The organism is Shewanella sp. HL-SH8 (assembly GCF_051165765.1).
Taxonomy (GTDB): Bacteria; Pseudomonadota; Gammaproteobacteria; order Enterobacterales; family Shewanellaceae; genus Shewanella; species Shewanella glacialimarina.
Window position 1 is genome coordinate 982,288 of sequence record NZ_CP195039.1, and the last position, 13,847, is coordinate 996,134.

The window sequence follows — 13,847 nt, forward strand, 5'->3', positions numbered from 1 at the left end:
TTAGCATGGAACAGGAATTTATAAACAATATAAGTATTCAAAGCCACAATAATAGTGATTTTGAGCGCGGTAAGGCTCAATGGGCATGGCTACATAAAGTAATAACTATATACTCGAAAGAGGATATTTCGTCGGTTACTTCCTCGCCATTTGAGGCCACTACCTGGGAGTTAGAAGGGGAAGCTTATAATTTGTATTTCGAAGAACTTATTCCTTCAGAAAGCTATTTACCTTTGCAGACTATTCTTAAAATACTGTTGCTCTTAACCGTGAAATTCCACGGTACGTCTCCAGGCTATGCCAGAACTTGCATTATGGAAATTATAAGTAAAATAGTTCCAACTTTGGAAGTGGATAATAACCCATTGTTAAAGGCCAAACCAGGTTCTCCCTTCACAAGTTTTGAAGAGCTATCGCCCAATGACATTTCACTAGCTCTAACTTTTATCTACCAAAGCTATGGCACGCTGAGCCGTGGAGCTATCACCGCCTTAGATTGGATTGAGAAATTCCAATACAACGAGCATCTTGCTTTGGTTTGCGGAGGGTTCATAACTCCTTGGACTAATGAAGGGGTGTCTCTACATGCATGGTACGACAATCATGCTGAAATACTAACTGATGTCGTTAGAACAAAGAAACCCTTCGCTGCACTAACGGATCAGGCAGTATCAAACATTGTGAAAAAAGCGATGCCATTTTTTGATGGGTTAACAGTATCTACGGAAGGAGGAATAGAGATGGTTGACAAAGACTTTGAAGCGCATGGTTTAAAAATTATGAAGTACATACGAGACTTTTCAGTTGGGAAAGGTGATTTAGATACATATACTTTAACGAGACAGATTGGCGAGGACATAACTTTTAAAAAACTGTTAAAAGAGCATTCAGAGTTATTAAAATCACACCCAATACTAAAGCGACATATCTTTAAAGACGATAACACTAAAGACCGTATATGGCTGAAGGTTAACTGGTTTAAAGAGCTTTTTCAGCTAGCTCGAAATGCTGCTATATGGATATTGGCGCTAACTACAGGATTAAGAAATAGTGATCTACGTTACCTCAAGGCTGACTGCCTGCACTATAGCGAACATTATCGCATTTGGTTTATTCGTGCAGATTTAAAAAAAACAAAGAACACCATCCTTATTCCTATTGGTGAGCCTACAGTTAAAGCTCTAAAATTACTCAACTGGTTGCGATTGGATAAAGATGAAGATTCTTTGCTTCAGATTAAAGTTTATGCCCATAGAGGAAAGGCTTCAAGCCATAAAACGTTAAGAATAAAAAATGGGGAGACGTTAAATTCATATCTAAAAAAATTTGCATCAACCATTGGTATAAAACTAGATACTATTTCTGATAATGATGATGAAGCAACATGTCATTGCATAAGAGCAACACTCGCTGGTTATGTTGGAAGGAGTAGCACTTTAGCAATCTTAATCCTTAAAAAGCTATTCGGTCACTCAAACAACCTAATGCCTGAGCAATACATTATGCATAATCGATTTGTGCAAGAGGAGCGAAAGAAGCAAATCCTCGAAATGCAATCACAAACAGCACACAATATAGCTAAAGCTATTGCTGATGGAGAAATTTCAGGTAGCAAAGGCGAGGAACTACTAAAAGGCGCAGCTTACTTAGAATCTGAAATTCGAACGGAAATGATCAAGGAGTTAGGATTAACAAACAACAGTCTTACTGAGGCGGATGTACATAAGCGCCTTGTTGATACTCTAACTCAGCTAATTTTTGATGATATGCAAAATGAGCAAACACATACCTTGCTAACTCCAATGGGGGTCATTTGCATGAGAGCTACAAATCATAGTAGTGATAGTCCATGCACTGCAATAAGTAACAAGCTGGAGCGAGACAAAGCGGGTGTTAGTAGAGCAATGTTTGGAGCTTTACCTCAACTACCCAACCCTGCGCAATGCATAGGGGCATCTTGCAATGACGCACTGCTTACTAAACAGTATTCCATGCCGCTTCTAAAACAATTTGATTGGTATACCAATGTGTATCGAAAGATCACTGGTGATGTCAACAACATTGATGAAGATGCAAAGCACTTTGTAGAAACCTACTACCCAGTGATAGCGGAATCAGAAGCGCTTAATGATTCAAAACAATTCAAAGAAAACTACGGGGGATTGTTAAAGCAGCTCTATGCAAGTGAACGAGAGCAGGGGTATTTTGATGTCTAAAGAAGAAAAGCCCCAGACTAAGCGTGATAGTAGAACTCACGATCAGCGTGTTTCAGATCTAGAATCTGAATTTGGGAAACTAAAAATTGAAGCTATAGCAAAAGGCAAAAAAACCATTGCTAGTGCAGCAGAAGTGCTAAAGGCGGCAAGGGTTAATAGAACGTACTTTTACAACAAAGGCAAGCTCAAGGATGCTACAGCATTAGCTAAATACCATGTGGTTCGTGATTCGGTTCAAACATTCCAGAAGGACTTCGATAGTTACTGCGAAGATACAGTCGTCAACAAACTGAAGAAGGAAAAAGCGGAGGCTGATGAAGGGCGTAGACAAGTGTGCTTGGAACTTACCAATCAAGAGAAACAAATCGTATCATTGCACGAAACGGTTGGAGTTTTAAAGCAAAAAGTACGTCTGCAAAGCGACCATATGTTTGATGTCGTTAACTCTGCATCTAGAGTGTCAAAATCCGAGAGCGGTATATTCAGTGAGGCGATTGTAATCTCCCCCGACAGGCACTTATGGAAGAATGGGCAATATCATTTCAACGATATCGCCGTAAGAGAAAAAGCGTGGGAACTCTCTAGAGAGGAGCTTAATGAAGCGTTGCGTCGCTCATTACCTTCTCGCGTTTATTTGCTTGTAGGGCCACCTTGTGCAGGAAAAACTACTTGGGCTAAAGATTATTCGAATATTTTTCCAGAAATGCATTCAGTGATCATTGATGCGACGAATCTATCATATACCAGTCGTCTAGAATGGATATCACTAATAAACAAGCATCGTGCGAAGACCACCATAAAGATATGTGTGGTTGTATTTCTTGTAGCTATCACCACTTTGAAAGCTCGTAATAATCGCAGAGAACCGTCAAAGCGAATGGATGAAGAGTTTTTGTTGAATAAAGCAGAATCTCTCGAATTCCCAAACCTTCGAGTTGAAGACTTTGATGAAATGATTGTAGTAAGAGGTGAGTGATGACACGAGATGAATTAAAAGAAGCCTATGCTAACGAAAAAATTAGCAAGCAACAATTAGGTCAGTTGCGCCGTATGGAGCTTAACGACTTACTTGATTCACTAGTGTCCAACCCAAATTTGGCGACACCATACATTAATAAAAATGGTAACAAGCTAGTTCTCAAGAAGCTCGCTGAAAAAGTTGGTTATGATATGGAGGCAGTCAACATTTCACAAAGCTTTAAGAAACTTGTTGAAAGGGCGGAGGCTTCATTGGTGATAAGTTCCAGCATCAGTACAGATACAGATGCTGTGTTGCGTCAACAGAATATTGATGAACTTAAGGATTGGTTAGATTTACGCATTAATGATCCAACTTATCAATGGCCTGTGAATAACAGGAACAAAATTTATCGTCGAGTGTTATGGGCATTCTATCTGGATACACCCCTCTCTGAGATCGACAAACCAGGGGGGATTATGAATACTAAGGAAATCCAAAATATTCTGAGTATTCTCGATGTAAAAGTAGTCAGGGGTGAGCTTAAAACACTTGATTACGCAGCCATTTCCGCACTTGAAGAGATGTCAGATACTATGCAATCCAAAGCGATTAGTAAACTGACGGCAGAAACCAAAGAGCTAAGGGAAAAGCTAACTATGGCTAATGAAGAAGTCAGAAATCTACGTCACAAGTTGAAAATTTATAGGGCAAGGGATGATGCTCTACTACATGAAGACATCAAAGGTTCAAGTATTTACTAATGCAGGTTATAGGTATAGTTTCAAAAATCCTATTGGAAGGTACATATAAGCAGGTGTTCAACCTCGCATGTGAAGGTCAATCTGTACGAGTTGAGAACGGTATAAACTTAAGAGTGTTAACTGGCGATACCATCGCAGTTTCTGGAAAATTTGTAATTGTTCCCAAATACGGAAAACAATTCCAAGCCAACCATATTTCTTACGTTCCGATAACAACACCTCTGTTAAGGCACTTCCTTAAAACTGGGACGGGCATTGGTGATGCTATCGTAGATAGATTATTGTCTGCTTACGGTTTTGCTCTAATTGACTTACTTGAAAATAAGAATATAGCAGCGATCAAAAGTGTTGAACGAATATCTGAAGCAGTCGCTATTCAGCTATGCAAAACTTGGCACGCAGCTAAGGGGAAGATAGAACTCATTAAAATGCTTGAAAATAAATTAACTAATGAGTCAAAAAAAACTCGCGTTTCTATCATTAACTCTGCAATGAGAGCCTACCGTATTTATGGCGAACTAACAGCCTACAAACTAGAGGAAGACCCTTGTCGACTATGGTCATTTGCCACTTGGAAACAAACCGAACTGTTCGGCAAGGTTATGAGGGTTGCTGCTAATGATGAAAGGCGATTGATTTGCGCCGTTGAAGAATCCCTCCATCGAAAATTAAAGGATGGTCACACAGTAGTCCATCCGAATGACTTTAGAGAAGAGCTTATCCGACTAGTTGGCGAAGAGTTGATTGTGCCTGCGATAGTTGCCGCTAATAATGCTTCAACACAAGTCCCGCCACGCATAATTGTTCGTAACGTGACAAAGAAGAAAAGGGCAGAAAGTAATTTTTCTGAGACACTGCAAACTACCTCGGAAAACAAAAAATTATATCACCGTATGTTCAGCCTCGCAGGGGTAACTTTGATGGAGCGTTATGTAGAGCAGCAATTAAAAGAACGCTTATCAAACAACTTGCTAGCCATCAATGTCAGCGATGATGACCTTGATGCATTTTCGATGCATCAAGGCAAGGAGAAGCACTTTTTAACTACAGAGCAAAAGAACGCTGTTAAGATGGTACTTAGCAACGCTGTCAGTGTCGTGGTTGGCCCAGCAGGAACTGGAAAAACCAGTATACTTTATTGTATTAATGACATCATTAAAAATAACGGTAATGGAGTGTTGCAAGTAGCTCTAGCAGGCAAGGCTGCTCAGCGACTGATTCAGCAAACAGATGAAAATGCATATACCATTAAGTCGCTACTTTCCAAAATCAAATACCAGAAGCAACAAGATGGTACTCACTTTCTGGACTCTTACCAAATGCCAGTATTACACATTGATGAAGCAAGTATGGTTGATCTTCAAACGATGTTTCAGGTTCTTAAAGCATTTGAAGGACGTAGTGCCCGTTTTGTATTCATTGGTGACCCAGCACAATTACCACCTATTGGAATAGGGTTAGTATTCCACCGAATCATTCAATCCAAATCAGTCCCAAAGACCGAGCTAACCAAGAATTTCAGGTGCGTTCAAGATATTGGTGCAGCCGCAAATGACATTCGTAATGGCATTATCCCAAAGGTATCAGCAAACCTCGATATAGAGTATTACAGAGGTAAAGATGAGTTATTGGATCGCGTTAACCATCACTACTTAACTCATAAAGACAAAAACGATATTCATGTTGTCGCCGCAAGAAAATTAACAGTAAGTCTCATTAACAGCCAGCTACACACTCTACTCACAAGAAATCGGGATGCTATCCCTGTCGCCCCACAATTCAGCATTGGTGATTCTGTGATATATAAGGTGAATGATGCTGAACTTGGGCTGGTAAATGGCTCAACGGGGATTGTTGAAGCAGAATCAATGACTGAAATAGAAGGTGTTGAGGTTCCAGTGCTGGTTGCATCGTTCAATGGTGAGCAGGTTATGTTGACAAGACGCGATATTCTGGACGATGAGAGCGGTACTTACCATTTACAACATGCTTATGGGATTACCTGTCATGCTGCTCAAGGCTCTGAGTTTGGTGCTGTCATAGTAGTTGTAGAAAAGTGCATTATGGTTGTGCGAAGTTGGTTGTATACAGCGCTAACACGAGCTAAATACAAGGTTGTTTTGTTGGTAGAGGAGGATGGGCTGCAAGCAGCCATCAATGCAGGTTTTAAAGCAGACAATATCAGTGTGGGGTTGGATGTATGAGTGTATACCTGAGATATGAGGATGGCATTGATTACCCAATTGCATTTGATGAATGTACTCACACACCCGATAGGTTGATACTACGTTATGCAATCTGTAAGCACAGGTATCCGCAGCAAGTAGACACAAAGCTTAGAAAAAAATGTGGGATGAAGAGCGTAATTGATGCTGTTCAGCGCGTGGCTTACTTGATTAATCAATTGGCAAAACAAGTTCAGACTGATGGCAGTATTGGTGTGCATTATTTGACAGCGACATACGTTGGCAATATGGAGCCCCTTATTAACAGTATGTACTACGAAGGGGGGTGGCTTGGAGATAGTATCGAACAGTACGTGAAAGCGTGGCGTCAGTTCTATCGATTCCTTACCTTGCAAGGTGTTGAACACGAAATGATGATGCCCCAAACGAACGAGGTGGTTATTGATCAAAGCCAGGATGATAACATTCTATCGCATACCGATCACAGAAATGAACAAGTTGGAGAAACGGAAACCGCCATTGATCAAAACTGGAAGGAACGCCACGATGATTATAAGGACTCCATACTGAGTATGGAGCAATTCTGGTTACTCTATGCAGAGCTACATAAAGTCGATTCAGTATATGCGGTAATGGCGTATACCGAATTAGTGACATGCTTAAGAATATCGGCTTTGATCAATTGCTTCCCGCTGGGCAGCAATAAATTGAATCCTAAGTGGTCTAGCTATCTAGAGATGAAACGCGACAACCTCACCAGTCAAAGACTTAGGTATATAGCCAAGGGCGGCAAGACCAAAAGTTTGTTAGCTCCAGTCAATATGATGGAGGTTTTTCACCATGTATATGAGAAACCAGAGAGTGGGTTAACATATAATCAGCGATTAAAAAAATATCGTGACAGATATTGCAAAACCAAGTATGCCCTAAATACTAGGCGCACGGCGAAGGAGTCTCCTACATGGTTGAAAAGAAACGGCACCCCAGTATCAGTAAGAGATTACCAGAACAAGATACAAGAATGCGCAAAACGTATTAATATCGAGGCTCATTCGCATATACTTAGGCACACAGGTGTTACTCAGATGCTTTACCGATATCTCAAAAATAACGGGTTACTAGCGAGTTTGAGCTATATGAATCAACTTATTGTGAATGACGCTCATACCATCTTGAAGCAGCATCTTGGGCATGTACGTGTTGCTACTACCAAAAGATACATCAGAACGATAGAACGCATCATACAAGAGTCGCAATTAGATATGTTACTAAATACGGCGCTATCGACATCTCGCAAACATCAGAAAATGCTTGATGATAATCCGATTCTTGCTAAAGGAGTGAAGATGCTAGAGAAAGCTATAGAAGGAGCTGATAAGCAGCTTGATTACAACACGGCTTAAACCTAATTCCCCCCCCTTATATTCGATTGATTAGTCAAGCTCAAATGCCGCTTGTAGTGAGGAGTCTACGACGATGCGGATACTCGCCAGACTCCTAACTATATATCAAGGAATGCTCTGAGTTCCCTATCGTCACTTCCCTCGCCAAACCTGGCATTGCCTTCAGTGGAACAAATTTCAGCAATTTTGATAATATTCCAACACTCAAATGATTTAATCACAAAATAAGGGGTTGTTAAATTAGAATTCCTGGTTCATTTTTTCAAAGCACTTCGTTAGCACATCAATTGAGCTTTCATCTAAGTTACGAGTAATGTCTTCTGTCAGTTGTATATGCATACGATTATGGTGCGTATGAAGCTCAATCCCTTCAGTTGTTAATCCAACAAGTATTGAACGCCTATCGTCTTCGTGTGGAGAACGGGTAATTAATCCAAATTTAACCAGTTTCTCTACCTGAACAGTTAACGTGCCTGTAGTAATTCCAAGCCTATCTGCTAACTCCTTCATTCTCATCGGCCCATGAGAACCTAACACCTCTATAGTATGCACTTGTGCTAGTGAATACCCAGTATCTTTAACGACGGATTGCTCCCAAGAAGACAGTTTGTCGTAAAACTCGATGATTAAGTTATTCAAAGAATGCATAAATGGCCCTAGCAGTAATTTACTTCGATAGTTAAGTGACTTAGCTTATCAAACTTACTCAAAGAGTGTTTAAATGTTTCTACATTGGCACCTGTTGTTGTACACAATGCTATTGAAGCTGAATAATGATCTGCGCTAATTTTCCAGATATGGATATCAGTAACTTTAGTGTGCTCATCATCAATCGTGTTAATTATTTCTAATTGGTATTCTTTGTCGATGTTTTCATCTAACAGAATTGGGCTTGTCTGTTTCATGAGACCCAAGGCCCATTTGGTAATAATCACAGCACCAACAACTCCCATTATTGGATCTAACCAATACCATCCAAGGAGTTTTCCTACCAAAAGTGCACAAATTGCTAACACAGAGGTTAATGCGTCAGCGAGCACATGGAAGTAAGCTGCCTTGAGATTATGATCGTGATCACTATGATGATCATGGTGTTCTTCATGGTGATCATGCTCATGACTATGGTGGTCACTGTGGTCATGACCGTGATGTTCATGACCAAGTATAAACATACTGGCGATGTTTACGATAAGTCCGATGATAGCAACAAGAATGGATTGATTAAATTGGATCTCAATAGGTGATAACAGACGATGTATAGATTCTGCTAGCATTACAATTGCGACAATACCTAGTGCTATTGCACTGGTATATCCGCCGAGAACTCCCACTTTACCAACACCAAAAGAGAACTTATTACTACTTGCATGCTTTCTTGCATAACTATAGGTGAATAGTGTGATGCAAAAGGCCGCGGCATGAGTTCCCATGTGCCAACCGTCAGCGAGTAAGGCCATAGAACCATAAACAGTACCGGCTATAACTTCGATGATCATGGTGATGACTGTGATGACAAGTACATACCATGTTCGTTTTACATTTTGCTCATTAACAGAAGTAAAATTGTGTTGGTGGGTATATTTTTCAGCAATAGTTTTCATATTAGCATTGTTTGATTATCAAATAAAACTAAAAGTATACTATTTGGCAGTCAAAGTAAATGGCTGTGGCTATTCTATATTTTAAAGAAGTTGAATACAGGATTTAGTCACTTAGTTAGAGTTTTTTAGTTAACTTTCAATGGCATAGCGAAATTTCCGATACTAATTGTAATGTGATCAATGAATTTAGAACTTTAGTTTTAACGTACTTTTTTCCAGAAATATGTCTAGAGGCGTGAACTATTTATGCCCAATTGTGAGTTAAGATCCACCCGTAAGTTCATAAATTGAGCTAATACTAAGCATTAGATTATAGTTTACGAGCCTATGAGTTAATGACTTAATCATGTAACTATTAATTTTTATGGGATTAGATCGATATCAAAGTTTTTTAAAAACCACGTCAACCCAACAAAAAAAATGATAGATATCATTACGCCGATTAACAAAGAAGTCCAGAAACTATACTTGTTTAAAAGCATTGGAAACAATAGAAACATCGGTAACGTAGGAATGACGTACCAAAATGTATACCAAGCATGATTAGCTATTTTTTCATTTGATTCATTTTCGACATACATCCAAATCATTGCCATGATAGTTACAATCGGGAGAGCCACTACTAGTGCGCCAAATTTATCGCTGCGTTTTGCTATTTCTGAAGCAGCAACAATGATTGCAGCTGTAATGAGATATTTTGTAATTATCCAGGTCATAATCTCTCTGTTTTCATAAAAATCAAAAAACCGATTGCTGATAGGTTTTTAGTTTGTCATACTATTGATAAATAGTTAAGAGAATAATTTGATGCAATTAGGTGACTTAGAAAAGTTAGTGCTTCAATTCCTATGGTCTGAGAAAGAAGCAGATGCAAAGCGTGTACATGCAGTAGTTGGGATTACTCGTGGAAATTCATTAAATACGATCCAAACTACGTTAGATCGACTGTTCAAAAAGGATTTGTTAAGTAGAACTAAGCAAGGGCATGCACATTTTTATACCGCAAAAGTTGATAGAGAATCACTTATCGCAACATTAATAACAGATGTTACAGCCGACTTTATTGAAGATGGTGAACATAGCCTGATTGCTGCATTTGCTTCATCTTCAGCTAATCTTGACGACGCTCAATTTGATGAATTGGAAAAGCTTATAGAAGAACAACGAAAATTACGTAGTAGGCAAGCATAAGATGCTCGAAGGTAACGTGGCGATTTTATTAAATTTGATTAGTGTTGCAATAACGGCATTTGTTATCGTTACAATATTAATATCTGCTATTGTCCCGTTGATTAGAAGCAGCTTAGATGCATTTGACTTTATTGCCCGAAAACGAATTTTGTGGTTGATAGTTACGTCTCCTTGGTGGATTGCGCTATTCTGCGTAGGAATATTGTTCCCTCGTCAAGGGAATGGATACTTAATTCTTTGGATGGAAAAGGTTGCACATTGGCATCATATCGATCTATTTATAGTAACAAGCTGGCATGGATTAACTTTGGTCATTGCTGCAGTCGTATTGGCTGTGTTGATTAACATTTCCCTTATTCAAGTTCGCCGTCATTCCATCGCAATACACAATCTTTTTAAACTTTCAGATGTTCAGCCTATCGCGGGTCAAAATGAAGATACTGTTTTTTCAATCTCATTAAGCATACCTGCGGCTTTTACCATCGGTTTATTCAAGCCGAAGGTTTACCTTACATCAGGATTACTTCAACAACTTGAACAATCAGCTGTTGATATTATTATCCAACATGAGTTAGCACATGTTAGGGCAAGAGATCCCTTATTCAAAAGTATTTACGCTTTTTTCTGCCTACTTTACCCGAAGTCTATCCGCCGATCTTTACAACAAGATTTTACTTTATTAACAGAACAACAAGCAGACTATGCTGTCACGCTCTACCACGATAACCTTGATGTGGCACAAACTTTAGTGACAGTCGCCAAGAAACAACGTCTGTTACCTTTTAGTTGTGAAGGAGTTCAAGTCAGTCATTTTAGTAAAGATCAAATTACCCTACGGGTAGAAAACCTTCTCTCTCCAAGAGAACAAGTATCTGGAGCTAAACTGGCATTTACAGGGTTATGCTTCCTCGTTACTACATTATTCACATTATCAACTGTTGATAGCCTCCACCATCTAATCGAAACCTATTTCAACCATTAAATAAGGGTTATGAATGAATAATATTGTTGAAACAACCATAGATAAAAAACCGATTGCCAATCGGTTTTTGTGTGGTTTTTTTATCTCGGCCTTAGCATTTTCTGTGACAGCAAATGACAACACAGAAATAAAAGTGCCACTTTATTTAGAAGACGCTATTCGCATGACGTTAAGTCACCACCCTGAGTTAGCGGTATTTTTGCATAAGACAAATATGCAAAAAGGAGCAATACAACAAGCAGGTATTGGTGAGCCAGCACAAATTGGGCTTACTTTTGAAGATGGTTTAGGCGTCGGTGAACATAGTGGGCTGAGTAACATGCAAACCACACTGACGTATTCCTGGTTGTTGCAACAAGAGCAAATTAATAGCCGTGTTGGCAATGCACAAACAGAGATGGAGCAGGTAGATATTGATAAGCACATTGTCACCATGGATTTAGCGGCGAGTACAGCAAAACAATTTACTCAAATCTTAGTAAAGCAAGAGCGTTTGAAGTTGAATCAAATGGCAACGCTTCAAGCGAACGAAGTGCTTAAAGCAATATCTGAACGGGTCAGTGCCGGCAGAAGCTCAACGATTGAAATGCGTATGGCAGAAGTTGAAATTGTGCGGATGCAGCTAGCTGTTGAAGATACAGAGCACGATTTAAAAGCTAGCCAGTATCAATTGTCGTCGTTGTGGGGAAAGCCAGGCACCCAATTTAGAGTCAATGGTAATTTATTCGCTCTGCCTGTGTTATCAAGTTTAGATAAGGAACTCGATAAACTGAAAAAAAGCCCGTATATCACTCAATTTGCAACCGCTACCCGCATAGCACAATCACAATTGGAGCTGGCGCGGATAGAGGCTAAATCTCAATGGCAATTTTCTGCTGGTTTACGCCGTTATGAAGCAACAGATGACTTTGGCCTTGTTGCTGGTGTATCGGTTCCTTTTGGCGCAAGCGACCGTAATGCAGGGACTATTTCGACCTTACAAGCCAAGCAAGATGTGCTTGCAGTCGAACAAGTAGCGTTAATGCAAAAGCTCGACTCACAGTTATATGTACAACTACAAGAAATAGCCCATGCACGGCATGTTATCGATGCTTTTGAAAAAACGATAATCCCAACATTAGAAGTGACATTAAAAGAGGCTGTTCGAGCCTTTGAACTTGGACAACTCAGCTACAGTCAATGGAGTGATATACGCCGTGATTTACTTAATGCCCAATCGGAGTTGTTAAATACATACGAGAGTTTGCATTTACAACATATTGAAATTCAACGCCTAACGGGCGCATCTATATCATTGTGAGACGTTTATGAAAAATAATAATACTTTTACATCACTGACTTTTGCAATATTTCTTTGCTTAAGTGTGAGCCCTTCATTTTCAGTGACGGCATCATCTGCCCCTGAAGCGGAAGAAGCTGAGCCAGAAAAAGGCCCCCACAGAGGCCGCATGTTGCGAGACGACAATATGGCTTTGGAGCTCGCTATTTTTGAAACGGGTGTACCGCCGGAGTTTAGGGTGTGGGTAACCGATGCAGGTAAGCCTGTTTCACCGGATAAAGTGGCTTTGAATGTTCAACTTACCCGTCTTGGTGATGTTGTAGACGATATTAACTTTCGTGTCGAAGGTGACTTTTTACGTGGAGATTTAGAAATTTACGAACCTCATTCATTTGTGGTCACCATTAGCGCTAAATATCAGGGCAAAAATTATCGCTGGCAATACGATAACCTTGAAGGCCGAACTCGTATTGAGCCAGCAGTGGCTGAAGCTATGGGAATTAGTACCGATGTTGTCGCGGCTAGAACACTTCATCAAACCATTCCTGCTTATGGGCGTTTATCGCTTCCAGCGAGTGCGACACATAATATATCAGCCAGATTTGACGGGGTAATCACCAAGTTGTTTGTTAAACAAGGCGACCTTGTAAAGCAAGGGCAGACACTGATGACAGTTGAAAGTAACGAAAGCCTTAAGCCTTATCAAATCACATCTCCTGCCGACGGCATTGTGACTGAACAGTATGCCAATAGTGGTGAACAAACAGCGTCAAAAACCTTATTGACCCTAACCAATACGCCGCAATATGTGGCCAAGCTAGCAGTATATCCCGCCGATTATAAAAATGTCGTTGTTGGCACTCCGGTAACCGTAAAGATTGAAGGTTATGACACTCCGCTTACAGGGAAGGTTGAGTTTATTGAGCAAAAAGTCCGTGATGACCAGGCTAAATTAATATGGGTGAAGGTGCCTAATGTGAATAATGCTCTGGCCGACGGTGGGTTTGTTAACGCTGATATTGAGGTGGCGACGATTGATGTGCCTGTCGCAGTAAAAAAAGTCGGTTTGCAAGGGTTCAGGGACTTTACCGTAGTTTATGCAAAAGTAGGTGAACAATACGAGGTGAGAATGCTTGAGCTTGGTCAAGATGATGGTGAGTGGGTCGAAGTTCTTGGTGGAATTGCATTAGGGGCAACCTATGTGACTGAAAACAGTTACATCATTAAAGCTGACATTGAAAAGTCTGGCGCTTCGCACGATCACTAG

12 protein-coding genes are annotated in these 13,847 nt (G+C 40.0%); 9 read left to right on the forward strand and 3 right to left on the reverse strand.

The window, feature by feature from the left end:
- Nucleotides 1-5 precede the first annotated feature (5 nt).
- The 5 genes from ACRWQN_RS04460 to ACRWQN_RS04480 all read left to right on the forward strand — a co-directional run bounded on the left by ACRWQN_RS04460 (nucleotide 6) and on the right by ACRWQN_RS04480 (nucleotide 7,527).
- Nucleotides 6-2,216, forward strand: coding sequence for a site-specific integrase (locus ACRWQN_RS04460; RefSeq protein ID WP_434939901.1), 2,211 nt, complete (start codon nucleotides 6-8; stop codon nucleotides 2,214-2,216).
- Nucleotides 2,209-3,192 carry a hypothetical protein gene (locus ACRWQN_RS04465; protein WP_434939902.1) on the forward strand — a complete coding sequence of 328 codons (984 nt, stop codon included), beginning with the start codon at nucleotides 2,209-2,211 and terminating at the stop codon, nucleotides 3,190-3,192. The genes ACRWQN_RS04460 and ACRWQN_RS04465 overlap by 8 nt, the downstream gene beginning before the upstream one ends.
- Nucleotides 3,192-3,938, forward strand: coding sequence for a hypothetical protein (locus ACRWQN_RS04470; RefSeq protein WP_434939903.1), 747 nt, complete (start codon nucleotides 3,192-3,194; stop codon nucleotides 3,936-3,938). The genes ACRWQN_RS04465 and ACRWQN_RS04470 overlap by 1 nt, the downstream gene beginning before the upstream one ends.
- Nucleotides 3,938-6,142, forward strand: coding sequence for an AAA family ATPase (locus tag ACRWQN_RS04475; protein ID WP_434939904.1), 2,205 nt, complete (start codon nucleotides 3,938-3,940; stop codon nucleotides 6,140-6,142). The genes ACRWQN_RS04470 and ACRWQN_RS04475 overlap by 1 nt, the downstream gene beginning before the upstream one ends.
- Nucleotides 6,143-6,291: 149 nt before the next feature.
- A complete protein-coding gene (locus ACRWQN_RS04480) occupies nucleotides 6,292-7,527 on the forward strand; it encodes a hypothetical protein (RefSeq protein ID WP_434939905.1) in 1,236 nt (411 codons plus the stop codon).
- 240 nt (nucleotides 7,528-7,767) lie between these two features.
- Here ACRWQN_RS04480 and ACRWQN_RS04485 read toward each other — a convergent pair whose 3' ends face one another.
- The 3 genes from ACRWQN_RS04485 to ACRWQN_RS04495 form a co-directional block, all read right to left on the reverse strand.
- Nucleotides 7,768-8,175, reverse strand: coding sequence for a MarR family winged helix-turn-helix transcriptional regulator (locus ACRWQN_RS04485; protein ID WP_434939906.1), 408 nt, complete (start codon nucleotides 8,173-8,175; stop codon nucleotides 7,768-7,770).
- 8 nt (nucleotides 8,176-8,183) lie between these two features.
- On the reverse strand, nucleotides 8,184-9,128 hold the full coding sequence (gene dmeF / locus ACRWQN_RS04490) for a CDF family Co(II)/Ni(II) efflux transporter DmeF (protein ID WP_434939907.1): 945 nt from the start codon (nucleotides 9,126-9,128) through the stop codon (nucleotides 8,184-8,186).
- A gap of 362 nt (nucleotides 9,129-9,490) precedes the next feature.
- Nucleotides 9,491-9,844: a DUF3147 family protein gene (locus ACRWQN_RS04495; protein ID WP_434939908.1), complete on the reverse strand. Its 354-nt coding sequence runs from the start codon at nucleotides 9,842-9,844 to the stop codon at nucleotides 9,491-9,493.
- Between the two features lie 91 nt (nucleotides 9,845-9,935).
- Here ACRWQN_RS04495 and ACRWQN_RS04500 point away from each other — a divergent pair, with 91 nt between their 5' ends.
- From ACRWQN_RS04500 to ACRWQN_RS04515, 4 genes are read left to right on the forward strand one after another with little or no spacing between them, the layout of a single operon-like run.
- Nucleotides 9,936-10,319 carry a BlaI/MecI/CopY family transcriptional regulator gene (locus ACRWQN_RS04500; RefSeq protein ID WP_123884050.1) on the forward strand — a complete coding sequence of 128 codons (384 nt, stop codon included), beginning with the start codon at nucleotides 9,936-9,938 and terminating at the stop codon, nucleotides 10,317-10,319.
- Nucleotide 10,320: 1 nt separating this feature from the next.
- Nucleotides 10,321-11,301 (forward strand): M56 family metallopeptidase, encoded by a 981-nt coding sequence (locus tag ACRWQN_RS04505; RefSeq protein WP_434939909.1) that lies wholly within the window; start codon nucleotides 10,321-10,323, stop codon nucleotides 11,299-11,301.
- 13 nt (nucleotides 11,302-11,314) lie between these two features.
- Entirely contained in the window at nucleotides 11,315-12,601 is a 1,287-nt protein-coding gene (locus ACRWQN_RS04510; RefSeq protein WP_434939910.1) for a TolC family protein, read from the forward strand.
- Nucleotides 12,602-12,608: 7 nt separating this feature from the next.
- Nucleotides 12,609-13,847, forward strand: a complete 1,239-nt coding sequence (locus tag ACRWQN_RS04515) for an efflux RND transporter periplasmic adaptor subunit (RefSeq protein ID WP_434939911.1) — start codon at nucleotides 12,609-12,611, stop codon at nucleotides 13,845-13,847.

Coding starts and splice junctions, on each gene's coding strand:
- ACRWQN_RS04460 (WP_434939901.1), top strand. CDS start 6: ATGGAACAGGAATTTATAAACAATATAAGTATTCAAAGCCACAATAAT.
- dmeF (WP_434939907.1), bottom strand. CDS start 9,128: ATGAAAACTATTGCTGAAAAATATACCCACCAACACAATTTTACTTCT.
- ACRWQN_RS04505 (WP_434939909.1), top strand. CDS start 10,321: ATGCTCGAAGGTAACGTGGCGATTTTATTAAATTTGATTAGTGTTGCA.
- ACRWQN_RS04485 (WP_434939906.1), bottom strand. CDS start 8,175: ATGCATTCTTTGAATAACTTAATCATCGAGTTTTACGACAAACTGTCT.
- ACRWQN_RS04515 (WP_434939911.1), top strand. CDS start 12,609: ATGAAAAATAATAATACTTTTACATCACTGACTTTTGCAATATTTCTT.
- ACRWQN_RS04470 (WP_434939903.1), top strand. CDS start 3,192: ATGACACGAGATGAATTAAAAGAAGCCTATGCTAACGAAAAAATTAGC.
- ACRWQN_RS04475 (WP_434939904.1), top strand. CDS start 3,938: ATGCAGGTTATAGGTATAGTTTCAAAAATCCTATTGGAAGGTACATAT.
- ACRWQN_RS04465 (WP_434939902.1), top strand. CDS start 2,209: ATGTCTAAAGAAGAAAAGCCCCAGACTAAGCGTGATAGTAGAACTCAC.
- ACRWQN_RS04495 (WP_434939908.1), bottom strand. CDS start 9,844: ATGACCTGGATAATTACAAAATATCTCATTACAGCTGCAATCATTGTT.
- ACRWQN_RS04500 (WP_123884050.1), top strand. CDS start 9,936: ATGCAATTAGGTGACTTAGAAAAGTTAGTGCTTCAATTCCTATGGTCT.
- ACRWQN_RS04480 (WP_434939905.1), top strand. CDS start 6,292: ATGAAGAGCGTAATTGATGCTGTTCAGCGCGTGGCTTACTTGATTAAT.
- ACRWQN_RS04510 (WP_434939910.1), top strand. CDS start 11,315: ATGAATAATATTGTTGAAACAACCATAGATAAAAAACCGATTGCCAAT.